Below are 23,109 nucleotides of genomic sequence, written 5' to 3' on the forward strand. Positions count from 1 at the left end.
TTATTTGCCTCTGGCCAGTTTCAATGCCCAGGCGCCGCTCATCACCAGCAGCAGAATCAGGCACAACCCAAAGGCCAACATACATGCCTGCGCCATGTTCATAAAGTGCCAGGGCGGAAGCAGATACCAGCCTTCGGACTGCTGGTAGAGATCGACAAACCACTGCTGTACGCTACTGAGCGTTACGCCATCAGGGACGATAGGCGCGTCATAACCGCAGTCTCCGGTAGGTTTAAACCACTCCGGCGCCCATTCCGCCAACGGTAAGTTGAAAGGAAAGGTCGGGTCAGTCGAACATCCTTGCACGCCAAAAAGTGAATCGGGGTCCGCATTATGTACCGCATGATGGATACCATTAAGCTTAATAGAAAACTTAATGCCCATAATGCTGCCATAAAACGCCGCGATGCAGCCAATCAGCTTCAGCACAATATTTTTGGGATTTATTGCCGCAATCACCCCGCCAATTACCATCACAAACATCGCGTAACGGATGTAAACACACTGCTCGCACGGTGCCATGTAGAGGTAGATTTGGAAGAACGAGTGCGCCAGGATAATTAATCCTCCCATCGCGATGGCCATTAACAGCCACAGAAAGCGCTGTTCCTGCCATCTCACCAGCGTATCCACTGGTCTTGCGCGTAGGTCTCGCCATAATCCCTTAATAAAATCCATAATCGTTTCCCTGCTTATTTTTTAGTGGCCAGTTCCCGAACGAGTTCAGCCATAGAATCGATGGATTTGATGTTTTTGGTGTAGATAAGGTACTTGCCGTTGACGACGTAAGCCGGAACACCCTGAATTTTGGCAACGTCATAGGCTGCTTTCCATTTTTCCAGAGTCTCCTGAACGGCAGGATCTTTCAGCGCCGCTTCAAAATCAGCCTGGCTCATGCCTGCGGCGTCCAGCCCGGTTTTAATAAATGCCGCCGGATCTTTCCCATCTGACCAGCGCTCTTTCTTATCATGGTAAGCCGTATACCAGGCGAACTTCGCTTTTTTGAATTGTGATTTAGCATCAAATAACGAAATCCCGGCAGCTTTATCTTTGGCGATCAGGACTGCAAATACTTCGCTGGCCTGTTTGCCATATTCGCCTTTTGTTTCCAGGTGGAACGGGGTGAACGTAACGAGATCGGCGACTTTATCAGAAACCGGACCTGTTACGGCTTTGTCATATTTGTAGCAGAAAGGGCAGGCGTAGCTAAATACCTTAATCAGCGTTTTATCCGCATTAGGAATTGGTTTCTCCAGAACCATATAATCTGTGCCCTCGGTAAAAGCCGATGCCGCAAAAGGAGTGACCAATGCCGCGGTTAATACTACGCTTTTAAATAAAGAGGTAATCCATTTAGATGACATATTAATTCCTTCCCGTGATTTATTTAAACATTTGTGTTGGATGTACCAGTAACGCACGATAGTGAGTCTGGTTGGGTTTATCCGACAGCACATCAATTTCAACTTTCACTTCTTTCGTTTTATAGTCAATCTCATTCAGTTTGCCGACTGTTGGTTTACCAACGTCGAACAGGTTAATAGAACCGCCAAAGCCGAACATGGTGTCGCGGTCTTTTTGATATTCAACAACCGAGGTAATAGGACTATAGAAATCATATCCACGTTCTTTACCGTATTCCCAAACTTGTTGTACGGTGCCTTTCTTCTCATCGATCTTATATTCGACAAAACGGGAATATTTCATGGTCGGTAGAGCCGGTTGCTCCAGGCCGCGACCATCACCGTTATCAAAGACCGTTAACGTACCTTTGCTGGAAAGCCATGCCGTATGTTGGGTATAGGTGAAATCGAAATCGGTGTCCTTACACTTGCCGTTTTCGTCACAGGTCAACGGCTTACCATGATCGTCTACCGGTTTCAGCAATTTACTGGCTAGCTGCTTATTCCAGCCTTTAGACGGTGCCAGTATCCATTTCACCTGCTTATCGCGACCAATTTTTACAATACCCTGATGGCGGGAAGAAAGGATGATGGAGTCGTCTTTCGCGTCATAAGCGATAGAGTTGACGTGCGCCCAGTTACGACCGGCACCAACGCCAAGCGCATCGCCATACGGCGTATCCGGTTCGAGTTTCGCCTGCTGTCCGGCATGGGCCAGATCGACGTTCACGCATACTGCGCCCGCATCCAGCGCGCCGAGCAGCGCATCACGCATAGGGTCGAGGATTTTGGTTAAATCCCAAACGTCTACTACGCGGCCAGACTTATCAACCTCAATGATTTGGTCACGAATAGTATGAACATGTATGCCGTCTTCTTTGCGGTAATCGCGTTTGCCGACGCGCAGCAGTACGGTACCGTTCACGGTTTCGATGGATTCATGAGATGCGTCCAGGAACCCGCGCGGCAGTTTATGATCGGCAAGAACTTGCCCCATCATGTCAAACTCGTACCAGTGTTGGCCCTGCACCGCGGTAAAGGTGCCGCGAGGCGTTTCACGAATCCCCATCAGGTAGCCACGTTTGTTGATATTCATATCGTGGCCGTTGTAGAAGGTATCTTGATCCAGCCACCAGCGGTATTCACCCTGGGTGTCGACCACAAACGTATAAGGGGCGATATCGAAAGGCAAAGCCCCGCCCGCCGGGCCGGCATCAAGAATGCCCGCATTTTTATCTTTTTCGCCGTGCCAGTGAAATTCAGCGCCCTGCGGCGTAAAGGTATGGGTATTTACCAGATAAAGGCGATCTTCAAATCCTGGCGCAACTTTAATAACTTTCGTTTGCTGGAGATCTGAAATAGAACGGTTATCCATATAATGGTTGACGATGGCGGACGTCTGCACCACATAGTCATCCTTCATGGCTTTGCCGTTTTCTTTATATTCTACCGTGACGTTGTTGGCAAATTTCTGATAAAGGCCAAAAATAGGAATACCGTCATAGGTTTCTAAAGACTCTTTCCCAACGGTATAAGTAACGGGAACGCCTTTTTCCCCTTTGCCATGTACAGTAACTTTAACGTCTGAAATAATATGGCTATCTAATTCCACCAGTGCGGTGAGAGGGGCATTACCGTAAGGATCGACAACGACTGCGCCTAATTTCCCTGCGGGCTGCGCCGGTTGAAAACCTGCGGCAAACGTACTGGCTGCGGTGAGTCCGCATGTCAGTGCGACGGCGCCGGCAAGTATTGTTTTCCGGTATTGGTCAAACATGGATATATCTCCTTATATACAACTTTTTTTAATTGCCTGAGTGAGTCGATAGTAGGAGTGTGATATTTTAAGAACAATATAAATTAGTACGAAGTGTGATCTTATCGACATTGTTTTCTGCTTAATACCTCTTTCATTATTGTGTTTCACCACTGATTTATATGATCAAAATCATTTATTTGTTCCACAAATATGCCAGTATATGAATACGTCAAAATAAGGGTATGTAAAATTTTAACGTTAAATGTTTAGTGATGTTAAATTTTAAGGGTAAAAAGGATGTTTATTGCCTGGTATTGGATAATATTAATCGTTCTGGTGGTAGTAGGGTATATTTGCCATATGAAGCGTTATTGCAGAGCGTTTCGGCAAGACAGAGATGCATTACTTGAAGCGCGAACGAAACGTTTTCGCCAGACGAGCGAAGGCGACAGCGTGATGAATGAGCAGAAATAGCGCATATCCTTGACGGGCAGCCGGATGTTGCCTGGCTAAAGGCCTGCATCCGGCGCGACGTTGCTCTTAACCGATACCTATCGTCTGCAAAATGACGAGACTGAGCCCCATGATGGACATACCGCAAAGCACACCATAGCTGGGGTTATTGTTAGGATCGATCTCTTTTGCCAACGGCATCAGTTCATCGACGGAGAGCGCCACCATAATGCCGGCGACTGCTGCCATGATAGCCGCCATAACGATCGGTGAAACCAGGCTGCCCAAAATCAGCCACGCCAGCACGCCGCCAAGAATTTCCGCCATGCCGGAGATACCGGCCCAAAAAATCGCGGTACGTTTTGAGCCCGTCGCGGCATAAACCGGGCCGGCAACCGCCAGCCCTTCAGGAATATTGTGCAACGCCACCGCCAGTGCGATGCCGAAACCCAGTTCAAGATTGCTGCTGGCAGTGACAAAGGTGGCGATTCCTTCCGGAAAGTTGTGCAGGCTAATGCCGAGCGTCAATAAAATCGCAGTGCGTTTTATCGAGCCGGGAAGCGGCTGCTGCCTTTTTTGCACCAGATCCTGCGGATGAGCGTGAGGAAGCAGACGATCCAGCCCGAAGTAGCCCAACAGGCCGATAATAAACATCCCGTAGCCCAGTACAGGCGACATCCCCTCGGTATCTAACGCGGCGGGCAGCATCTCCATCAGCGAGATGAGCAGCATGATCCCTGCGGCGAAGCCCAGCGAAAAAGCCAGCATGCGGTTAGACGGTTTTTGGCCAAGAACGCCAAGAAACGCGCCAATAAAGGTGGCAGCGCCCGCCAGTAAGGTCAGAATAAGTGGTACTGACATCCATTACTCCTTATCAATTTGCCGTCCGAACCTGACCTTCAAAATAACTGATGATCTTCATCATAGTTATCTGAGTTCTTCCTCTGTGAAGAAAGCGTATGGTGATGTTAACAAAATGTCTTTCCTGTAAGGATAACATCATGTCTTTAACGTGTATGCCAGCATTGTTTTTGGGGCATGGCAGCCCGATGAACGTGCTGGACGATAATGATTATACCCGCGCCTGGCGGCGATTGGGGGAAGCCCTACCGCGACCACAGGCGATAGTGGTGGTGTCGGCGCACTGGTATACCCGTGGGACGGGCGTCACAGCGATGGAAAGGCCGCAAACTCTCCACGATTTTGGCGGTTTTCCGCAGGCGCTGTATGACATGCATTATCCGGCCCCTGGATCGCCTGCGCTGGCGCAGCGTCTGGTTGAACTGTTGGCTCCCGTTCCCGTCGCGCTCGATAAAGAGGCGTGGGGATTTGATCACGGCTCCTGGGGCGTATTGATCAAGATGTACCCGAATGCGGATATCCCGATGGTGCAGCTTAGTGTTGATAGTACCAAACCGGCGGCATGGCATTTTGAGATGGGTCGTAAACTGGCGACGCTGCGTGACGAAGGCGTGATGCTGGTGGCTAGCGGGAATGTGGTTCATAACCTGCGGACTGTGCGTTGGCACGGTGACAATATACCGTATCCCTGGGCGGCGTCATTTAATGACTTTGTGAAAGCTAACCTGACGTGGCAGGGGCCGGTAGAACAGCACCCGCTGGTGAATTATCTGCAACATGAAGGGGGCGCCTTATCGAACCCGACGCCGGAGCACTTTTTGTCTTTGCTGTATGTACTTGGCGCCTGGGACGGCAAGGAACCTATCACCATCCCGGTCGACGGTATTGAGATGGGCAGTATAAGTATGTTGTCGGTGCAGGTGGGGTAGGCCGGATAAGGCGCTGAATGATTGCCCGATGGCGCTACGCGCATCGGGCTTACAGGAAAATCTATCCTTCGACAAAAATATGCGGATAGAAGCGGGAGAGATCCTGGGTGATCAGTGCCCGATCTTCACGGATACCAATTCCGGCGGGTTGATCGTTAATCAGCCAGCTACCAATTAGGGTGTAACTGTCGCCGAATTTTGGCAGCGGATAGAACTGTTGCACGATCATACCCTCTTCGCCATACGGGCCTTCCACGGATTCGATCGTTTTACCGTTCTCAATAATCGATACGTTCGCCCCTTCGCGGGAGAAGATCGGTTTCACGACATATTTATCCATTGGCGGATGTTCGTCTTCGGCGAAATACGCAGGCAACAGATTCGGATGGTCCGGGAACATCTCCCACAACAGCGGCAATAACGCTTTATTGGAGATAATGCTTTTCCAGGCCGGTTCCAGCCAGCGCACGCCGGCATCTTCCAGCTTGGTGGAAAACATCTCGCGTAGCATAAATTCCCACGGATAGAGCTTGAACAGGTTCGCAATGACCTGATCCTGCAGATCCGTAAATTGACCTTTTTCCCCCAGACCAATATCGTCGATATAGAGAAATTCGGTGGCGATTTCCGCTTCGGCCGCGCAATCCTGTAAATACTGAATGGTGCCGCGATCCTCAACCGTATCGCGACAGCAGGTGAGATGTAGCAACTGAAAACCGTACTGTTCGCGAAGTTCAGCAAAGCGTTCAATCAGCTTTTCCTGCAGGCTATTAAACTGATCGCTGCCTTCCGGCAGATTGCCCGCGTTGATTTGATCTTCCAGCCAAATCCACTGGAAAAACGCCGCTTCATACAGCGACGTTGGCGTGTCGGCATTATTTTCGAGCAGCTTAGGCTCGCCGATGCCGTCCCAGGCCAGATCGAGGCGGGAATAGAGCGACGGTTGTTGCGTTTGCCAGGACTGGCGAACAAAACCCCAGGTATGTTTTGGAATACGAAACTTCGTCATCAGCTCATCGCTGGCGATGACGCGTTCTACTACCTTGAGGCACATCTGGTGCAGCTCGGCGGTAACGTCTTCCAGTTTTTCCACCTGGGCGAGCGTTAACTTGTAATAAGCGTCTTCACACCAGTACGGTTCACCATACATAGTGTGAAAATTAAACCCGTATTCAGTCGCTTTATCGCGCCAGTCCGGGCGCTCGGTAATACTGACTCTTTCCATGCGTATCAGCCGCCCATCGAACGTGTTGAAGTACCGGCAGCGCTACGCTGCATGGTGCTCTGTTTGGCGACGGATTCGCCAAAACCGCCGCGGGTAACGGTTGTTGTGGTGGCCGGTTTCGGCGCCATCGCGGTTTTCGGTACGGTCATTGTCCGGCCCGGTTGCGCCGCGCCGTAGTTTTTACCTGCCGCATCGGTATATTTGCCGTATGCAGGGCTGGCCGGGTTTTTCGAGCTAAACAGCGGCTGTTGCGCAAAGCCTGCGCCGCCGCCCATCAGACGCCCCATCATGTAACCTGCCATAAGCGGCATCCAGAAACTGCCGCTGGATTGTTGAGCCTGCGCCTGATTTTCCGGCGCCATGCCAGCCTGTGCGGGCGCTTGCTGGCACTGACCTTCGCCAAACTCGGCGACGCAATCTTCGCGTGTAGCGTACTTAGGCGCAGTACGTTCGGCCTCTTTCAGCGCATTGTTATACGCGGCTGTACACTCCGCGCTTTTGCCCGGATTCGCCGCTGAACAGTCATCAGCGTTTTGATACAGCGATACGGTTTCATCGCTTTTTTCACAGCCAGCCAGCATAAAAACAGCCGTAACCGCCAGGGCGACCGGCGTTAAATGCCGCGCGCTCCAGCTTTTGCGAAATGATGCGTGATGGATGGATTTTGTCCGTTTCATATTTGTCTTCCAGGACCCAGTGGTAAATACAGCATGCGTTCAGAATAGAGGATGACTGGTCGAAATTGAAGCGAGAAAAGGCGAGAATGCGGCGGAATAGCAGGATCTTTACGTTGTCTTACGTTCAGGCGCGGCTTTATGACAGGTAGCGCCGCGCTTACCAGACCTACAAGGGCACAGGTCTGATAAGCGCAGCGCCAGCGAATAACTTATCAATGCCGGAATGGATTGCCGTTATTGCTGTTGGCGCGAGCGGCGGTCGGCTGTACTGCCGGCGCAGCGCTATGGACATTATAACCGTCTGCGGCAGCATCCTGCTCTGGCGTTTCCGGCGCTACGCTTTCCGGCGACGTCGGGATAGGTTTACCCAACGTACTGTTAAGCGCGAGCAGATCCTGCTCGTTCAGCGTACCGAGCGCATATTTGATATTTAACTGATTAATCAAATAGGTATAACGCGCGTTGGCCAGTTGCTGCTTGGCATCATACAGAGTGGTGGTGGCATCCAGTACGTCAACAATGGTACGTGTACCGACCGAGTAACCGGCTTCCATTGCATCCAAAGAACTTTGCGCGGAAACGACTGCCTGTTTATACGCGTTGATGCTGCTGATGGAGGCGTTAATATTGTTAAAGGAAGAACGTACGGTCTGCACCACGCTACGGTGCGCGCTTTCCAGCTGTTCGCTTGCGCCGACGAAGTTATACTGCGCCTGTTTTACCTGCGAGTTAACCATCCCGCCTTGATACAGCGGCAGGGAGAAGTTCAGGCCGATTTTATTCTGCCCCATGTTGCTATCGTCGTACTGGGCGGCGTTGGTTTTAGAACCGCTATAAGAGGTATCAGAAATGCCGGTTGAGGCCGTTAAATTCAGCGTCGGCAGATGACCATCCTGCGCCTGACGGATTTGCTCGCGCGCCAGATCCTGACTTAAACGCGCCTGCAACAGCGACAGGTTACGGTTTTCCGCTTCCTTCAGCAGCGCATTAACAGCTTTAGGCTTGTCGGTTTTAAAATGTTCGACGTTAAGCGACGCCAGCTCCGGGTAATAATTGCCGGTTACCTGGCGCAGCTCTTCTACCGCGTTATCCAGGTTGTTGCGGGCGGTCACTTCATTCGCCAGTACGGTATCATATTGCGCACGGGCGTTTTGCACATCGGTAATGGCGACCAGACCCACGTTAAAACGTTGCGTCGTTTGATCTAACTGACGGTAGATAGCCTCTTTTTGTGCCTGGGTATAAGAAAGCACATCAATAGCGTTCAATACCTTAAAATACGCGTTCGCGGTATTGAGGATCAGCGTCTGCTGATCGGTCTGATAGGTGACATCCTGAATGCCTGCTGCTTTTTCTTGCAGGGTGAGCCCACGCCATTTCGACATATCAAACAGTGTCTGCGTTAATTGCAGGGAAGCGCTGGTTTCATTGGAGTTGATACCGTTCGCATCGCGATAACCGTTGCTGTAGGTGTAGTCGGCACCCAAACCCAGTTGCGGCAGTAAAGGACTACGCGCTTCGTTAATTTTTTCGAATGCAGCATCGCGATCGGCAGCGGATTTACGCAATTCCGGGTTGCTCAGGCGTGCTTGCTGATAAACTTGCATCAGGTTCTCTGCCTGGCTTAGTGTGCTGAACCCCGACAGGCTCAGGCCGATAAGGATGGGGAGCAATTTCTTCATTTGCATTCCTTGTTGTGAAGCAGTATTTAGCGCTGATCAATTTGTAAAAATAATTGCTGATTCTAGCAGAATCCGCCACTGCAAAAAGTTGGCGTTACGTGCCATACGAGCCTTAATTGGCACCAATTTACCACAAGGGTGATAAAACAGCAGTCAACCACCCTTGAAATTCATCATTTAATCATTATTGCTAGCAGGGCAGCACAATGCGTAAATCAGACAACTTGCCAGTTACTTTCACCAAAAGCGATGTAGAAATTATTGCACGGGAAACGCGCTATCGCGGTTTTTTTTCATTGGATGTGTATCGATTCCGCCATCGTTTATTCAACGGAGAAATGAGTGGCGAGGTAAAGCGCGAAATTTTTGAGCGCGGGCACGCCGCCGTCTTGCTACCCTTTGACCCTGAACGTGACGAGGTGGTGCTGGTCGAACAGATTCGTATTGCCGCGTATGACACAAGCGTTACGCCGTGGCTGCTGGAGATGGTCGCCGGCATGATAGAAGAAGGCGAAACCATTGAGGCGGTCGCCCGGCGGGAGGCGATGGAAGAAGCGGGGCTGACCGTAGGCCGCACCCGACCGGTCATCAGTTACCTGGCGAGCCCAGGAGGAACCAGCGAGCGCTCATCTATTCTGGTGGGTGAAGTGGACGCCACGACCGCGGTAGGTATTCATGGTCTGGCGGATGAAAACGAAGATATTCGGGTTCATGTGGTAAGCCGGGAACAGGCATACCAGTGGGTAGAAGAGGGGAAAATCGACAACGCAGCCGCAGTCATCGCTTTGCAATGGCTTCAGTTGCATCATCAAGAGTTAAAAAACGAGTGGAAAAAATGAAGCGTTATACACCTGACTTCCCAGAAATGATGCGTTTGTGCGAAACCAATTTTTCGCAATTGCGCCGCCTGCTGCCGCGCAATGACGCCCCCGGTGAAACGGTGAGCTATCAGGTGGGCAACGTACAATATCGGTTAACGATTGTGGAATCGACCCGATACACTACGCTTGTAACGATTGAGCAAACGGCGCCAGCCATCACCTACTGGAGCCTGCCGTCGCTGACGGTGCGCCTCTACCATGATGCGATGGTGGCTGAAGTGTGTTCAAGCCAGCAGATCTTTCGCTTCAAAGCGCGGTATGATTATCCAAATAAAAAGTTGCATCAACGCGACGAAAAGCATCAAATTAATCAGTTTCTGGCCGACTGGCTACGATTCTGTTTAGCACATGGAGCGATGGCGATTCCGGTTTATTAGCGTCGTGAAACCTAAGGACACCATTTGGAAAGCCTGTTAACCCTACCTCTGGCTGGTGAGGCCCGAGTCAGGATTTTACAAATTACAGATACTCACCTGTTTGCCGAAAAGCATGAAACGCTGTTAGGCGTCAATACCTGGGAAAGTTACCAGGCCGTGCTGGAGGCTATTCGGGCGCAACAGTATGAATATGATCTGATCGTGGCCACCGGCGATCTGGCGCAGGATCAATCCGCTGCGGCTTATCAGCATTTTGCTGAGGGTATCGCAAGCTTTCGCGCGCCTTGCGTTTGGCTACCGGGCAATCATGATTTTCAGCCGGCAATGTACAGCGCGCTGCAAGAGGCGGGGATTTCCCCGGCTAAACGCGTGTTAATCGGTGAACAATGGCAGATTTTGTTGCTGGATAGCCAGGTGTTTGGCGTCCCGCATGGCGAACTGAGCGAGTTCCAACTGGAATGGCTTGAGCGTAAGCTCGCCGATGCGCCAGAGAGACAGACATTGCTCCTGTTGCACCACCATCCGTTGCCGGCAGGGTGCAGTTGGCTGGATCAGCACAGCTTGCGTAATGCTGGTGAGCTGGATAGCGTGCTGGCGAATTTCCCGTGTGTAAAATATCTGTTATGCGGGCATATTCACCAGGAGCTGGATCTTGACTGGAACGGTCGCCGTCTGTTGGCGTCGCCGTCAACCTGCGTACAGTTCAAACCGCACTGCGCGAACTTTACGCTGGATACTATCGCGCCGGGCTGGCGTACGCTGGAGCTCCAGGCGAACGGCGTCCTGGAGACGGAAGTGCATCGCCTGCAGGATACCCGGTTCCGACCCGATACCGCTTCGGAAGGATACTGATGTCTACGCTTCTCTATTTGCACGGATTCAACAGTTCCCCTCGCTCGGCAAAAGCGTGCCAGCTAAAAAACTGGCTGGCGGAGCGTCATCCGCATGTTGAGATGATCGTCCCTCAACTACCGCCGTATCCTGCCGATGCGGCGGAGTTGCTGGAATCTCTCGTACTTGAGCATGGCGGTGCGCCATTAGGGCTGGTAGGATCGTCGCTGGGTGGTTATTACGCCACCTGGCTGTCGCAATGTTTTATGCTGCCGGCTGTGGTGGTGAATCCCGCCGTGCGGCCCTTTGAATTACTGACCGACTATCTCGGTCAGAACGAGAACCCCTACACCGGGCAGCAATATGTGCTAGAGTCTCGCCATATTTATGATCTTAAAGTCATGCAGATTGACCCGCTGGAAGCGCCGGACCTGATCTGGCTACTGCAACAGACGGGCGATGAAGTGCTGGATTACCGCCAGGCGGTGGCATATTACGCCTCCTGCCGTCAGACAGTGACCGAGGGTGGTAATCACGCATTCACGGGCTTCGAAGATTATTTCAACCAGATTGTCGATTTTCTTGGACTGCACAGTTGCTGACAATCAATTCGAATTGCTAATTAAACCATGACGCAAACTTATAACGCTGATGCTATTGAGGTGCTCACTGGGCTTGAGCCGGTACGCCGCCGCCCGGGGATGTACACCGATACGACCCGCCCCAACCATTTGGGTCAGGAAGTAATTGATAATAGTGTGGATGAAGCACTGGCAGGTCACGCCAAACGCGTGGATGTCATTTTACATGCCGATCAATCGCTGGAAGTGATTGACGACGGACGCGGGATGCCGGTGGATATCCATCCGGAAGAGGGGGTTCCGGCGGTAGAACTGATCCTCTGTCGGCTTCATGCCGGCGGTAAATTCTCCAATAAGAACTATCAGTTCTCTGGTGGTCTGCATGGGGTGGGGATTTCGGTCGTGAATGCCCTGTCAAAGCGCGTGGAAGTGACCGTGCGCCGCGACGGTCAGGTCTATAACATCGCGTTTGAAAACGGCGAGAAAGTGCAGGATTTGCAGGTTGTCGGCACCTGCGGTAAACGTAATACTGGCACCAGCGTCCATTTCTGGCCGGACGAAAGTTTCTTCGACAGCCCGCGTTTTTCTGTCTCTCGCTTAATGCACGTTCTGAAAGCAAAAGCGGTGCTGTGTCCCGGCGTGGAAATCACTTTTAAAGATGAAGTGAATAACAGCGAGCAGCGCTGGTGCTACCAGGATGGTCTGAACGACTATCTGGGCGAAGCGGTAAACGGCCTGCCGACGCTGCCGGAAAAGCCGTTTATCGGTAATTTTAACGGTGAAACGGAAGCGGTTGACTGGGCGCTATTGTGGCTGCCGGAAGGCGGCGAATTACTGACGGAAAGCTACGTCAACCTGATCCCGACCATGCAGGGGGGGACGCACGTCAACGGTCTGCGCCAGGGCCTGCTCGACGCGATGCGCGAATTTTGCGAATACCGCAATATTCTGCCGCGCGGCGTCAAACTGTCGGCGGAAGATATCTGGGATCGCTGCGCTTATGTGCTCTCCGTGAAAATGCAGGACCCGCAATTTGCCGGGCAGACTAAAGAGCGTCTGTCGTCGCGTCAATGTGCGGCATTTGTTTCCGGCGTGGTGAAAGATGCTTTCAGCCTGTGGCTGAACCAGAACGTGCAGGCGGCGGAACAACTGGCAGAGATGGCGATTGCCAGCGCGCAGCGGCGACTGCGCGCCGCAAAAAAAGTGGTGCGCAAAAAGCTCACCAGCGGTCCGGCGTTGCCGGGGAAACTGGCGGACTGTACCGCGCAGGATCTTAATCGGACCGAGCTGTTCCTTGTGGAAGGGGATTCGGCGGGCGGTTCCGCCAAGCAGGCGCGCGATCGCGAATATCAGGCGATCATGCCGCTCAAAGGTAAGATCCTTAACACCTGGGAGGTCTCTTCCGATGAAGTGCTGGCCTCGCAAGAGGTGCATGATATTTCCGTGGCGATCGGTATCGATCCGGACAGCGACGATCTGAGTCAGCTGCGCTACGGCAAGATCTGTATCCTGGCGGATGCGGACTCCGATGGTTTGCATATCGCTACGCTGCTTTGCGCGCTGTTTGTCAGACATTTCCGCGCGCTGGTGAAGAATGGTCATGTCTACGTCGCGCTACCGCCGCTGTACCGTATCGATTTGGGTAAAGAGGTCTATTACGCGCTGACGGAAGAAGAGAAGGCGGGCGTACTGGAACAACTGAAGCGTAAGAAAGGCAAGCCGAACGTCCAGCGTTTCAAAGGCCTGGGTGAAATGAACCCGATGCAGTTACGCGAAACCACGCTTGATCCAAATACTCGCCGCCTGGTGCAGCTCACCATTAGCGATGAAGACGATCAGCGTACTAACGCGATGATGGATATGCTGCTGGCAAAGAAACGTTCTGAAGATCGACGCAACTGGCTACAGGAAAAAGGCGATCTCGCGGATCTCGACGTGTAACGGTTGTTGCACGCTTTATCCGGTCTGCATGCCGCAGGCCGGATAAGCGAATCCGACATGACGCCGCAGCCTGATGGCGACACTTGCGCATCGCATCAGGGCGACGTCAGACGAGGGTAATAACTTAAACGCCGGATTCCAGAATACGAATATTCATTTCCAGCACATCGTCTTTTACCGCGTCGCTGTAGGCTTTCATATGCGGGGTTTGCAGATGCGCCTCAAGGTGCGCAACGCTTTCCCACTGTTCAATCATCACGATCGAGTCAGGCGCCAGAGTCTGAAAACTCACGCCCGCGGCATGATCCACCATCGGCGCGTAACCGTGGCACCCCTCTTCTTTAAGAACGGTTGGAATAATTTTCGCAAACTGGTCGAGGACGGCCTGACGGTGATGTTGGCCCGGACGCGTGCGAATTTCGGCAATGACGGTAAGCATGGTTAACTCCTTCTAATTCCAGGATGACCAGTTAAGCAAAAATTTCGCTCAGATGCTTGCGATATTCTGCGGTATAGCGCGGAACATCCGGCATTTTAATCACGTCGTTGGCAATAAACGTTGGCAGCGCGTCCATGCCCAGGAACTGGTTGGCTTTATGGAAGGGCAGATAGACGCCATCTACGCCTACGCCGTGGAAAAACTGATCTTTTTCGGTAAATGCTTCCATCGGCGCGTTCCACGTCAGTGACAGCATATATTTTTTCCCCTGCACCAGACCGCCGGAACCGTACTTTTTAGCGGCATCGGAACGCGTGCGGCCATCGCTGGCATAGAGCGTGCCGTGACCTTCGGTAAAGACATCATCCATATATTTTTTTACGGTCCATGGCGCGCCCATCCACCAGCCAGGCATCTGCCAAATCACCACGTCAGCCCAGACGAAATTCTGCACCTCTTCTTTAATGTCATAGTCGCTGTCGGCGCGGACGATCTTAACCTGATGACCCAGATCGCGCAGAAGCCCATCGGCAACTTCGGTCAGGGTGTCATTTAACTGGCCGTTGGAGTGCGCGAATTTTTTCGCCCCGTTGATAATCAGGATGTTACTCATTTTGTGTCCTCAAGAAATGCGTTTGCTGCTGATTCTACGCTGACGGGCGGTGCGGTGAAATTAGCAAAATGTGCAAAGTCTTTTGCGTTTTTGGCAAAAGTCTGTGTTACCAACTTACTACGGCCTCAAATCCACCTTCCGCGGCGTTGCCAAACGACACCGTCATGCCGTGCAGCGTAGCGATGCGACGGACGATTGATAATCCCAGACCGCTGCCGGTCACACTTTGGCCAGGCGGGCGGTAAAAACGCTCGCCGATATGCGTCAGAATCTCTGGCGCTACACCAGGGCCATTATCTCTGACGGTGAAGCTGCGGGCATGTAAGGTAACGTCGACGACGCTGCCTTGCGGACTGTAGCGAATCGCATTATCCAGCAGGTTACGCACTAACAGGCTTAAGAGTAGCGGCTGGCCGGTACGTATGACGTCATGGGCGTTAAGCTGTAAACGCACGTCGATATTCGCCTGCTGCGCCGGATGATAAATATCCATTACCGCGGACTGCAGCAGCTCTTCCAGCGAAATCTCCGCCACATCCTGCAAATTATTGAGCGAGTCGAGGCGCGACAACGTCAGTAGCTGATCGACCAGCCGTGTGGCGCGATCGATCCCCGCATGGAGCTGGGTCAGCGCTTTATCACGCGATAGCGGATCGTCGCCCGAGAGCTGTGCCACCTCGGTTTGTACTTTCAGCGCGGCCAGCGGGCTGCGCAATTCATGGGCGGCGTCGGAGGTAAATCGCCGTTCGCGCACCATCATGGAGTGGATGCGACTAAAAAGCTGATTAAGTGCTTCGACCAGTGGGCGAACCTCGCTCGGTACGCCTTTGGCGTCGAGCGGCGTTTCCGATTCCGGCGACCGGAAGCGTAGCGCCTGCGCCAGTTTTTTCAACGGTCTGAGCTCGCGGTGAAGCAGGAGTAATAAAATCAGCAGCATGAAGGGAAGGGCGATCAGCCACGGCGTTAATTGCGCCGCCACGATCGCCAGCGCCATATCTTCGCGGTAATCCCACTCCTGACCGACGACGATACGATACTTACCGTCCGCCGAGTTCAACCACAAAAAACGCCAGAGGTCGTTGTCATCCTTCAGATAGCCATTGTCGAAACCTTCCCGGCGATAGCGATACGGAATATCCTGGCCGTTGTCGCCATCATGCAGCAACATTTTGCCGTAAGCGGAAAAGATGGCGAACGCCAGCGCATCGTCATCGATATGCCCATGTTTTAATTTCTTTGGCGTATGCGCCATGCGCTGCGGGGCGTTGATCTCGTTAAGATCGAGGGTGCTAAGCCGTCTGGCGAACAACATCAACTGTGTGTCAAACAGCTCGTCGACATTATCCGTCGTCTTTCTCCAGGCCACAAAACTGGAAATTGCCCAAGTGATGGAGACCAGAATCAGGAAAATAAGCGTCAGCCTGACGCGTAGGCTGAGACGTTGCGTCAATTTCATGCGTCACCCAGGGTGTAGCCGATGCCGTGTACGGTGCGAATAAATTCGCTGCCGAGCTTGCGGCGTAAATGATGAACATGGACTTCCACTGCATTGCTGGACACGTCGTCATCCCAGTTATACAGCTTCTCTTCAATAAGCTTGCGCGGCAGCACGCGACCTTTGTTGCGCAGTAAGAGTTCCAGCAACGCGAACTCTTTTGGTTTTAGGGCCAGAGGTTCGCCGGCAAGCGTCGCGACGAGATTGCCTGGATTGAGCGTCACCTGGCCGTGGCGCAATTCGCTACTGGCCTGACCGCTGGCGCGGCGTACCAGCGCCTCCAGACGGGCGGCGACCTCAATGAGCGCGAAAGGTTTACATAAATAGTCATCGGCGCCCAGACGTAGCCCCTCGACGCGCTCTGCTAACGCGTCGCGCGCCGTCAGGATCAGTACCGGTTCCTGTTTACCCTTTTCGCGCCATTCGCGCAAAATATCCCGTCCGTCCATGCCTGGCAGCGTCAAATCTAAAATAACCGCATCATAAGGCGCGCTGTAAAGCGCCTCTTTGCCCGGACGTCCCTCGGTAAACCAGTCGACGCTGAAACCCATTTTACTCAGGCCCGCTTTTATGCCATCGCCAATAAGTGTGTCATCTTCTACCAGTAAAATTCGCATCTGTTCTTCCTTGCGGTAACTCGCGTTGCCGTCAGTTAACCTTGTCGCCGCAGGCGATGTACAGAAAAAAAGATTCTTTTTTTGCCTTAAGAAGTTGTTAAGGATTACCTTATTAAATGGATCTGAAACGACATGAAAGGGAAAAGTAATCATGAAAAAATTAGCTGCAATCGTTGCCGTTATGGCACTGTGTTCTACCCCGGTTCTGGCGGCTCAGCAGGGCGGTTTCTCCGGCCCGTCGGCGACGCAAACGCAAGGCGGCGGATTTGTCGGCCCGAACGGCAGCAGCACGACGGTAGAGAGCGCTAAATCGCTGCGTGACGATGCGTGGGTAACGCTGCGCGGGAATATCGTCGAGCGCATTTCCGACGACCTGTATGTGTTTAAAGATGCGACCGGTACTATCAATGTGGATATTGACCACAAGCGTTGGAACGGCCTGACCGTAACCCCGCAGGATACCGTTGAAATTCAGGGCGAAGTGGATAAAGACTGGAACTCTGTCGAAATCGACGTAAAACAGATTCGTAAAGTGAATCCGTAATCCCACATTGCGCAAGATCGGTCAGGATTCACAGCCGCCCGGTGGGCAGAATAGGCCACAAGGAGGCAGTGATGAATGACCTGATCAGCGCGGCTTATTCCGAACGTCTGCGGCGCGTTTGCGACCACATTGAGCGTCATCTGGATGAGCCTCTGTCGATTGAGGCGTTAAGCCGGATGGCGCACAGCTCGCCGTTTCATTTTCACCGGCAGTTTACTGCCTGGAGCGGGCTTCCGCTCTATCGCTATATCCAGTGGCTGCGTTTGCGCCGGGCGTCATGGCGGCTGGCGTTTAACCCGCAAGATAAAGTTATCGATATCGCGCTGGATGCCGGATTTCAGAATCCGGAGTCGTTCACACGTGCTTTCAAAACCGCGTTTGGTCAAAGCCCGCGCCGGTTTCGGCAATCGCCGGACTGGCTGGCCTGGCACCAACGCGTTCCTAAACTTGCGTTACAGGAGCAGCATGTCATGGACGTAAAAATCGTTGAATTTCTACCTACCCGCGTCGCGATGCTGACGCATCTGGGGCATCCGGATAAGGTCAACGCCAGCGCGGCGAAATTTATTGCATGGCGGCGCGAAACGGGGCAGTCGCCGATTGCCAGCAGTCAAACCTTTGGTATTGCCTGGCACGACCCGCAGACGACGCCGCCGGATCAATTCCGCTTTGATATCTGCGGCAGCGTCCGCCAGCCGATAGCCGAAAATGACGTTGGCGTGGTGAATAGCGAGATTCCTGGCGGGCGCTGCGCGGTGGTGCGCCATCAGGGATCGCTCGACAGCCTCCCGGAGAGCGTGTGGTATTTATTCCGCGAATGGCTACCGGCCAGCGGCGAGACGCTGCGCGATTTTCCGGTCTTCTTCCAGTACCTGAATTTCGTCAATGAGGTGGCGGAACATGAGCTGCTGACGGATATCTATCTGCCGCTTCGTTAACTTCCTCGTCACCTGGCTCACGGTTTGTGACTCAGACCGTGAGATAGGGTATTATCTGCGGCAATATTGCCGTCCGAACGGTCAGCATGCAGATTGAGGATCCCCTGTTAATGAGCGATATGGCAGAGCGCCTTGCGCTACATGAATTTACGGAAAACGCCTACTTAAACTACTCCATGTACGTGATCATGGATCGTGCGTTGCCGTTTATTGGCGACGGCCTGAAGCCGGTACAGCGCCGCATCGTCTATGCGATGTCAGAGCTGGGGCTGAACGCCAGCGCTAAATTTAAAAAATCCGCCCGTACCGTCGGTGACGTACTGGGTAAGTATCATCCGCACGGCGACAGCGCCTGCTATGAAGCCATGGTGCTGATGGCGCAGCCGTTCTCTTACCGTTACCCGCTGGTCGATGGCCAGGGAAACTGGGGCGCGCCGGATGATCCGAAGTCATTCGCGGCAATGCGTTATACCGAATCTCGCCTGTCCAAATATGCCGAGCTGCTGTTAAGCGAACTCGGTCAGGGGACGGCGGACTGGGTGCCAAACTTCGACGGCACGATGCAGGAACCGAAAATGTTACCGGCGCGTCTGCCGAACATCCTGCTGAATGGCACCACCGGTATAGCGGTGGGCATGGCAACAGATATCCCGCCGCACAACCTGCGCGAAGTGGCGAAAGCGGCGATTACGCTGATTGAACAGCCGAAAACGACGCTGGATCAGTTGCTGGATATCGTCCAGGGGCCGGATTACCCGACCGAAGCGGAGATCATTACCCCACGTGCGGAAATTCGTAAAATTTACGAAAACGGGCGTGGCTCCGTGCGTATGCGCGCGGTATGGACCAAAGAAGACGGCGCCGTGGTGATCACCGCGCTGCCGCATCAGGTCTCTGGCGCGAAAGTGCTGGAGCAGATTGCTGCGCAGATTCGTAATAAAAAACTGCCGATGGTGGACGATCTGCGCGATGAATCGGATCACGAAAACCCGACGCGTTTAGTGATTGTGCCACGCTCCAACCGTGTGGATATGGAACAGGTGATGAACCATCTGTTCGCCACCACCGATCTGGAAAAAAGCTACCGTATTAACCTGAACATGATCGGTCTGGATGGTCGTCCGGCGGTGAAAAACCTGCTGGAGATCCTCACCGAGTGGCTGGCGTTCCGCCGCGACACGGTACGTCGTCGCCTCAACTATCGTCTGGAGAAGGTTCTCAAGCGCCTGCATATCCTCGAAGGTCTGCTGGTGGCGTTTCTCAACATCGACGAAGTGATCGAGATTATCCGTAACGAGGATGAGCCGAAACCCGCGCTGATGTCGCGTTTCGGCATCAGCGAAACCCAGGCGGAAGCGATTCTCGAACTGAAACTGCGTCATCTCGCCAAACTGGAAGAGATGAAAATTCGCGGTGAGCAGGACGAGCTGGAAAAAGAGCGTGACCAGTTGCAGGGCATTCTCGCGTCCGAACGCAAAATGAATACCTTGCTGAAAAAAGAGCTACAGGCAGATTCCGATGCCTATGGCGACGATCGCCGTTCTCCGCTGCGTGAGCGCGAAGAAGCTAAAGCGATGAGCGAACACGATATGCTGCCGTCCGAACCGGTGACTATCGTGCTGTCGCAGATGGGCTGGGTGCGCAGCGCCAAAGGTCATGATATTGATGCGCCGGGGCTTAACTATAAAGCGGGCGACAGCTTTAAAGCCGCGGTGAAAGGTAAGAGCAATCAACCGGTGGTGTTTATTGATACCACCGGGCGCAGCTATGCTATTGATCCCATTACGCTTCCCTCGGCGCGTGGGCAGGGCGAGCCGCTGACCGGCAAACTCACGCTGCCGCCGGGGGCGACCGTAGAGCATATGCTGATGGAAGGCGATGACCAGAAACTGCTGATGGCGTCGGATGCGGGCTACGGCTTCGTTTGTACGTTTAACGATCTGGTTGCCCGTAACCGTGCCGGTAAGACGTTGATTACACTGCCGGAAAATGCGCACGTCATGCCGCCGCTGGTGATTAAAGACGAGCACGATATGCTGCTGGCGATTACCCAGGCCGGACGGATGTTGATGTTCCCGGTAGACTCTCTGCCGCAGCTGTCGAAAGGCAAAGGCAATAAGATCATTAATATCCCCTCTGCGGAAGCGGCGAAAGGCGATGATGGACTGGCGCACCTGTACGTGCTGCCGCCACAAAGCACTCTGACTATCCATGTCGGGAAGCGCAAAATCAAACTGCGCCCTGAAGAGTTACAAAAGGTGGTCGGTGAACGCGGACGCCGTGGCACATTAATGCGCGGCCTGCAGCGTATCGATCGCATTGAGATTGATTCGCCGCATCGCGTAAGTCATGGCGACAGCGAAGAGTAAGATAGGGGCGCCCGTAGGCCGGACAAGGCATCTAAGCCGCCATCCGGCGCTCTGCCGTTGCCGGATGACGACGCAGTAGCGTCTTATCCGGCCTACGGTTTCAGATCGGATTAACATTAAAATTTCCCGTAAAACCGTTGTTTATTCGTGCATTGCGATTAACAATACGTTTTTCCAGAGAGCCACACTTACCAAAATCCTAACCTGAATTTCAGGTGACGTAGAATGCCGGGCTCTTAGGCCTTCAGAGGTTGTTATGCTATATATTTTTCGTCTTATTGTTACCGTTATTTACTCCATTCTGGTCTGTGTTTTCGGTTCTATTTACTGCCTTTTCAGCCCACGTAACCCAAAACACGTGGCGACGTTTGGACATATGTTCGGTCGTCTGGCCCCGCTGTTTGGCCTGAAAGTGGAGTGCCGCAAACCCGCCGATGCGGAAAACTATGGCAATGCTATCTATATTGCTAACCATCAGAATAATTATGATATGGTCACGGCGGCGAATATTGTGCAGCCGCCAACGGTGACGGTGGGGAAAAAAAGCCTGCTTTGGATCCCGTTTTTTGGGCAACTGTACTGGCTGACCGGTAATCTGTTGATTGACCGTAATAACCGCGCCAAAGCGCATAGCACCATTGCGGCAGTAGTTAACCATTTTAAAAAGCGCCGTATTTCTATCTGGATGTTCCCTGAAGGTACGCGTAGCCGGGGACGCGGTCTGCTGCCGTTTAAAACCGGCGCGTTTCATGCGGCTATCGCGGCTGGTGTGCCGATCATTCCTGTCTGCGTTTCCAACACCTCTAACAAAGTCAATCTAAACCGCCTGAACAACGGACTGGTTATTGTGGAAATGCTGCCGCCAGTCGACGTCAGCGAATATGGTAAAGATCAGGTTCGTGAGCTGGCGGCCCACTGCCGTGCGTTAATGGAGCAAAAAATCGCGGAACTTGATAAAGAGGTTGCGGAACGTGAAGCGACCGGTAAGGTTTAAGCAGCCTTACTCTGTTATTGTAGAAATCATTTTTTCAGGCACAACTCTTTAGCCTGTTTTACATGGAGCTTATATGTCATTCAGTCGGCGTCAGTTTCTTCAGGCATCGGGAATCGCACTATGTGCAGGCGCGATTCCCCTCAGGGCGAATGCTGCCGGTCAGCAACAGCCGTTGCCTGTTCCGCCGTTGCTGGAGTCCCGTCGCGGGCAGCCGTTGTTTATGACGCTACAGCGAGCGCACTGGTCCTTTACGCAAGGCACGCGCGCGCCGGTCTGGGGAGTGAACGGTCGTTATCTGGGGCCGACAATCCGCGTCTGGAAAGGCGATGACGTTAAACTCATCTATAGCAACCGCCTGGCGGAAAATGTCTCCATGACGGTTGCTGGTTTACTGGTGCCGGGGCCGCTGATGGGTGGTCCGGCGCGTATGATGTCGCCGAACGCGGACTGGGCGCCGGTGTTGCCGATTCGTCAGAGCGCCGCGACGCTGTGGTATCACGCTAACACGCCTAACCGCACTGCGCAGCAGGTGTATAACGGCCTGGCCGGAATGTGGCTGGTCGAAGACGACATCAGTAAAACGCTGCCCATTCCGAACCATTACGGCGTGGATGATTTTCCCGTCATTATCCAGGATAAACGGCTGGATAACTTTGGGACGCCGGAGTACAGCGAACCGGGAAGCGGTGGTTTTGTCGGCGATACGCTGCTGGTGAACGGCGCGCAAAGCCCCTATGTCGAAGTGTCCCGCGGCTGGGTGCGGTTACGGTTGTTGAACGCCTCGAACTCGCGGCGCTATCAGCTTCAGATGAGCGATGGCCGGGCGCTGCATGTGATTTCAGGCGATCAGGGCTTTTTACCTGCGCCGGTTTCCGTCAAACAGTTGTCACTGGCGCCCGGCGAGCGACGTGAAATCCTGGTTGATATGACCAACGGCGACGAAGTCTCGATCACCTGCGGGGAAGCGGCCAGCATAGTCGATCGGATTCGCGGTTTCTTTGAGCCTTCCAGTATTCTGGTTTCGACCCTGGTGCTGACGTTACGGCCAACCGGATTGCTGCCGCTGGTGACCGATAATCTGCCGATGCGTCTGTTGCCGACGGAGATCATGAGCGGCGCGCCTGTCCGCAGTCGGGACATCAGTCTTGGCGACGATCCGGGGATTAACGGCCAACTATGGGATGTGAATCGCATTGATATTACCGCCCAACAAGGCACCTGGGAGCGCTGGACGGTACGCGCCGATATGCCGCAGTCGTTCCATATTGAGGGCGTCTCTTTCCTGATTCGTAACGTCAACGGCGCTATGCCGTTCCCGGAAGATAGAGGCTGGAAAGATACCGTCTGGGTGGATGGGCAAGTCGAATTGCTGGTCTACTACGGTCAGCCGTCCTGGCCGCACTTCCCGTTCTATTTCAACAGCCAGACGCTGGAAATGGCTGATCGCGGCTCGATTGGGCAAATGCTGGTGAATCCGGCGTCGTAAAGGCGAACCAGGGA

The 23,109-nt window shown here is 53.2% G+C and carries 23 protein-coding genes; 12 read left to right on the forward strand and 11 right to left on the reverse strand.

Annotation, left to right across the window (positions count from 1 at the left end):
* Genes dsbI through J4685_RS11820 form a run of 3 tightly spaced genes read right to left on the reverse strand, consistent with a single transcriptional unit; the run spans position 1 to position 3,180 of the window.
* A complete protein-coding gene (gene dsbI, locus J4685_RS11810) occupies positions 1–678 on the reverse strand; it encodes a protein-disulfide oxidoreductase DsbI (protein WP_000345576.1) in 678 nt (225 codons plus the stop codon).
* A gap of 14 nt (positions 679–692) precedes the next feature.
* A complete protein-coding gene (locus J4685_RS11815; protein ID WP_000096232.1) occupies positions 693–1,364 on the reverse strand; it encodes a thiol:disulfide interchange protein DsbA/DsbL in 672 nt (223 codons plus the stop codon).
* A gap of 19 nt (positions 1,365–1,383) precedes the next feature.
* Positions 1,384–3,180: an aryl-sulfate sulfotransferase gene (locus J4685_RS11820; protein ID WP_000460262.1), complete on the reverse strand. Its 1,797-nt coding sequence runs from the start codon at positions 3,178–3,180 to the stop codon at positions 1,384–1,386.
* Between the two features lie 279 nt (positions 3,181–3,459).
* Between J4685_RS11820 and J4685_RS22650 the strand changes: the two genes are divergently transcribed.
* On the forward strand, positions 3,460–3,636 hold the full coding sequence (locus J4685_RS22650) for a hypothetical protein (protein WP_000469259.1): 177 nt from the start codon (positions 3,460–3,462) through the stop codon (positions 3,634–3,636).
* Positions 3,637–3,702: 66 nt separating this feature from the next.
* On the opposite strand, the gene zupT is transcribed toward J4685_RS22650, so the two are convergent.
* Entirely contained in the window at positions 3,703–4,476 is a 774-nt protein-coding gene (zupT, locus tag J4685_RS11825; protein ID WP_000115869.1) for a zinc transporter ZupT, read from the reverse strand.
* Between the two features lie 140 nt (positions 4,477–4,616).
* On the opposite strand from zupT, the gene ygiD reads away from it, so the two are divergent.
* Positions 4,617–5,405, forward strand: coding sequence for a 4,5-DOPA dioxygenase extradiol (gene ygiD / locus J4685_RS11830; protein WP_016504940.1), 789 nt, complete (start codon positions 4,617–4,619; stop codon positions 5,403–5,405).
* 61 nt (positions 5,406–5,466) lie between these two features.
* Here ygiD and J4685_RS11835 read toward each other — a convergent pair whose 3' ends face one another.
* From J4685_RS11835 to tolC, 3 genes are all read right to left on the reverse strand, one after another.
* Positions 5,467–6,630, reverse strand: coding sequence for a glutathionylspermidine synthase family protein (locus J4685_RS11835; RefSeq protein WP_000442833.1), 1,164 nt, complete (start codon positions 6,628–6,630; stop codon positions 5,467–5,469).
* A 5-nt stretch (positions 6,631–6,635) separates the two neighbouring features.
* A complete protein-coding gene (locus tag J4685_RS11840; protein ID WP_000831524.1) occupies positions 6,636–7,307 on the reverse strand; it encodes a DUF1190 family protein in 672 nt (223 codons plus the stop codon).
* Positions 7,308–7,519: 212 nt separating this feature from the next.
* Complete coding sequence (gene tolC, locus J4685_RS11845) at positions 7,520–8,995, reverse strand: outer membrane channel protein TolC (protein ID WP_011233183.1); 1,476 nt, start codon at positions 8,993–8,995, stop codon at positions 7,520–7,522.
* 200 nt (positions 8,996–9,195) lie between these two features.
* On the opposite strand from tolC, the gene nudF reads away from it, so the two are divergent.
* The 5 genes from nudF to parE are packed head-to-tail and all read left to right on the forward strand — an operon-like array spanning position 9,196 to position 13,600.
* The gene (nudF, locus tag J4685_RS11850; RefSeq protein ID WP_001231952.1) at positions 9,196–9,828 is read left to right on the forward strand and encodes an ADP-ribose diphosphatase; all 633 of its coding nucleotides are present in this window, start codon (positions 9,196–9,198) and stop codon (positions 9,826–9,828) included.
* On the forward strand, positions 9,825–10,247 hold the full coding sequence (locus J4685_RS11855) for a DUF1249 family protein (RefSeq protein WP_000833404.1): 423 nt from the start codon (positions 9,825–9,827) through the stop codon (positions 10,245–10,247). The genes nudF and J4685_RS11855 overlap by 4 nt, the downstream gene beginning before the upstream one ends.
* A gap of 24 nt (positions 10,248–10,271) precedes the next feature.
* Entirely contained in the window at positions 10,272–11,099 is an 828-nt protein-coding gene (gene cpdA / locus J4685_RS11860) for a 3',5'-cyclic-AMP phosphodiesterase (RefSeq protein WP_000444733.1), read from the forward strand.
* The gene (gene yqiA / locus J4685_RS11865; protein WP_000105725.1) at positions 11,099–11,680 is read left to right on the forward strand and encodes an esterase YqiA; all 582 of its coding nucleotides are present in this window, start codon (positions 11,099–11,101) and stop codon (positions 11,678–11,680) included. Before cpdA ends, yqiA begins: the two co-directional genes overlap by 1 nt.
* Positions 11,681–11,707: 27 nt before the next feature.
* On the forward strand, positions 11,708–13,600 hold the full coding sequence (gene parE / locus J4685_RS11870) for a DNA topoisomerase IV subunit B (RefSeq protein ID WP_000195318.1): 1,893 nt from the start codon (positions 11,708–11,710) through the stop codon (positions 13,598–13,600).
* Between the two features lie 124 nt (positions 13,601–13,724).
* Here the strand turns inward: parE and J4685_RS11875 are convergent, their stop codons facing one another.
* From J4685_RS11875 to qseB, 4 genes are all read right to left on the reverse strand, one after another.
* Complete coding sequence (locus J4685_RS11875) at positions 13,725–14,039, reverse strand: putative quinol monooxygenase (protein WP_000958587.1); 315 nt, start codon at positions 14,037–14,039, stop codon at positions 13,725–13,727.
* 31 nt (positions 14,040–14,070) lie between these two features.
* Positions 14,071–14,652, reverse strand: a complete 582-nt coding sequence (locus J4685_RS11880; RefSeq protein WP_000065416.1) for an NAD(P)H-dependent oxidoreductase — start codon at positions 14,650–14,652, stop codon at positions 14,071–14,073.
* Between the two features lie 106 nt (positions 14,653–14,758).
* Positions 14,759–16,108, reverse strand: coding sequence for a quorum sensing histidine kinase QseC (gene qseC, locus J4685_RS11885; protein WP_000779335.1), 1,350 nt, complete (start codon positions 16,106–16,108; stop codon positions 14,759–14,761).
* The gene (qseB, locus tag J4685_RS11890; protein WP_001221574.1) at positions 16,105–16,764 is read right to left on the reverse strand and encodes a quorum sensing response regulator transcription factor QseB; all 660 of its coding nucleotides are present in this window, start codon (positions 16,762–16,764) and stop codon (positions 16,105–16,107) included. Before qseB ends, qseC begins: the two co-directional genes overlap by 4 nt.
* Before the next feature lie 151 nt (positions 16,765–16,915).
* On the opposite strand from qseB, the gene J4685_RS11895 reads away from it, so the two are divergent.
* From J4685_RS11895 to ftsP, 5 genes are all read left to right on the forward strand, one after another.
* Positions 16,916–17,308 carry a YgiW/YdeI family stress tolerance OB fold protein gene (locus tag J4685_RS11895; protein ID WP_000731552.1) on the forward strand — a complete coding sequence of 131 codons (393 nt, stop codon included), beginning with the start codon at positions 16,916–16,918 and terminating at the stop codon, positions 17,306–17,308.
* A 71-nt stretch (positions 17,309–17,379) separates the two neighbouring features.
* Complete coding sequence (locus J4685_RS11900) at positions 17,380–18,246, forward strand: GyrI-like domain-containing protein (protein WP_000998785.1); 867 nt, start codon at positions 17,380–17,382, stop codon at positions 18,244–18,246.
* A gap of 110 nt (positions 18,247–18,356) precedes the next feature.
* Positions 18,357–20,615, forward strand: a complete 2,259-nt coding sequence (gene parC, locus J4685_RS11905) for a DNA topoisomerase IV subunit A (RefSeq protein ID WP_001281858.1) — start codon at positions 18,357–18,359, stop codon at positions 20,613–20,615.
* 256 nt (positions 20,616–20,871) lie between these two features.
* Positions 20,872–21,609, forward strand: coding sequence for a 1-acylglycerol-3-phosphate O-acyltransferase (plsC, locus tag J4685_RS11910; RefSeq protein ID WP_000965730.1), 738 nt, complete (start codon positions 20,872–20,874; stop codon positions 21,607–21,609).
* A gap of 73 nt (positions 21,610–21,682) precedes the next feature.
* A complete protein-coding gene (ftsP, locus tag J4685_RS11915) occupies positions 21,683–23,095 on the forward strand; it encodes a cell division protein FtsP (RefSeq protein ID WP_000010658.1) in 1,413 nt (470 codons plus the stop codon).
* Positions 23,096–23,109: the final 14 nt, after the last annotated feature.

This window comes from Salmonella sp. 32100201201700099SM (assembly GCF_017572645.1).
Lineage (GTDB): Bacteria > Pseudomonadota > Gammaproteobacteria > Enterobacterales > Enterobacteriaceae > Salmonella > Salmonella enterica.

Excerpts from the sequence above, each read along its gene's own strand:
- dsbI (WP_000345576.1), bottom strand. The coding sequence starts at position 678 with ATGGATTTTATTAAGGGATTATGGCGAGACCTACGCGCAAGACCAGTG.
- J4685_RS11815 (WP_000096232.1), bottom strand. The coding sequence starts at position 1,364 with ATGTCATCTAAATGGATTACCTCTTTATTTAAAAGCGTAGTATTAACC.
- J4685_RS11820 (WP_000460262.1), bottom strand. The coding sequence starts at position 3,180 with ATGTTTGACCAATACCGGAAAACAATACTTGCCGGCGCCGTCGCACTG.
- J4685_RS22650 (WP_000469259.1), top strand. The coding sequence starts at position 3,460 with ATGTTTATTGCCTGGTATTGGATAATATTAATCGTTCTGGTGGTAGTA.
- zupT (WP_000115869.1), bottom strand. The coding sequence starts at position 4,476 with ATGTCAGTACCACTTATTCTGACCTTACTGGCGGGCGCTGCCACCTTT.
- ygiD (WP_016504940.1), top strand. The coding sequence starts at position 4,617 with ATGTCTTTAACGTGTATGCCAGCATTGTTTTTGGGGCATGGCAGCCCG.
- J4685_RS11835 (WP_000442833.1), bottom strand. The coding sequence starts at position 6,630 with ATGGAAAGAGTCAGTATTACCGAGCGCCCGGACTGGCGCGATAAAGCG.
- J4685_RS11840 (WP_000831524.1), bottom strand. The coding sequence starts at position 7,307 with ATGAAACGGACAAAATCCATCCATCACGCATCATTTCGCAAAAGCTGG.
- tolC (WP_011233183.1), bottom strand. The coding sequence starts at position 8,995 with ATGCAAATGAAGAAATTGCTCCCCATCCTTATCGGCCTGAGCCTGTCG.
- nudF (WP_001231952.1), top strand. The coding sequence starts at position 9,196 with ATGCGTAAATCAGACAACTTGCCAGTTACTTTCACCAAAAGCGATGTA.
- J4685_RS11855 (WP_000833404.1), top strand. The coding sequence starts at position 9,825 with ATGAAGCGTTATACACCTGACTTCCCAGAAATGATGCGTTTGTGCGAA.
- yqiA (WP_000105725.1), top strand. The coding sequence starts at position 11,099 with ATGTCTACGCTTCTCTATTTGCACGGATTCAACAGTTCCCCTCGCTCG.
- parE (WP_000195318.1), top strand. The coding sequence starts at position 11,708 with ATGACGCAAACTTATAACGCTGATGCTATTGAGGTGCTCACTGGGCTT.
- J4685_RS11875 (WP_000958587.1), bottom strand. The coding sequence starts at position 14,039 with ATGCTTACCGTCATTGCCGAAATTCGCACGCGTCCGGGCCAACATCAC.
- J4685_RS11880 (WP_000065416.1), bottom strand. The coding sequence starts at position 14,652 with ATGAGTAACATCCTGATTATCAACGGGGCGAAAAAATTCGCGCACTCC.
- qseC (WP_000779335.1), bottom strand. The coding sequence starts at position 16,108 with ATGAAATTGACGCAACGTCTCAGCCTACGCGTCAGGCTGACGCTTATT.
- qseB (WP_001221574.1), bottom strand. The coding sequence starts at position 16,764 with ATGCGAATTTTACTGGTAGAAGATGACACACTTATTGGCGATGGCATA.
- J4685_RS11895 (WP_000731552.1), top strand. The coding sequence starts at position 16,916 with ATGAAAAAATTAGCTGCAATCGTTGCCGTTATGGCACTGTGTTCTACC.
- J4685_RS11900 (WP_000998785.1), top strand. The coding sequence starts at position 17,380 with ATGAATGACCTGATCAGCGCGGCTTATTCCGAACGTCTGCGGCGCGTT.
- parC (WP_001281858.1), top strand. The coding sequence starts at position 18,357 with ATGAGCGATATGGCAGAGCGCCTTGCGCTACATGAATTTACGGAAAAC.
- plsC (WP_000965730.1), top strand. The coding sequence starts at position 20,872 with ATGCTATATATTTTTCGTCTTATTGTTACCGTTATTTACTCCATTCTG.
- ftsP (WP_000010658.1), top strand. The coding sequence starts at position 21,683 with ATGTCATTCAGTCGGCGTCAGTTTCTTCAGGCATCGGGAATCGCACTA.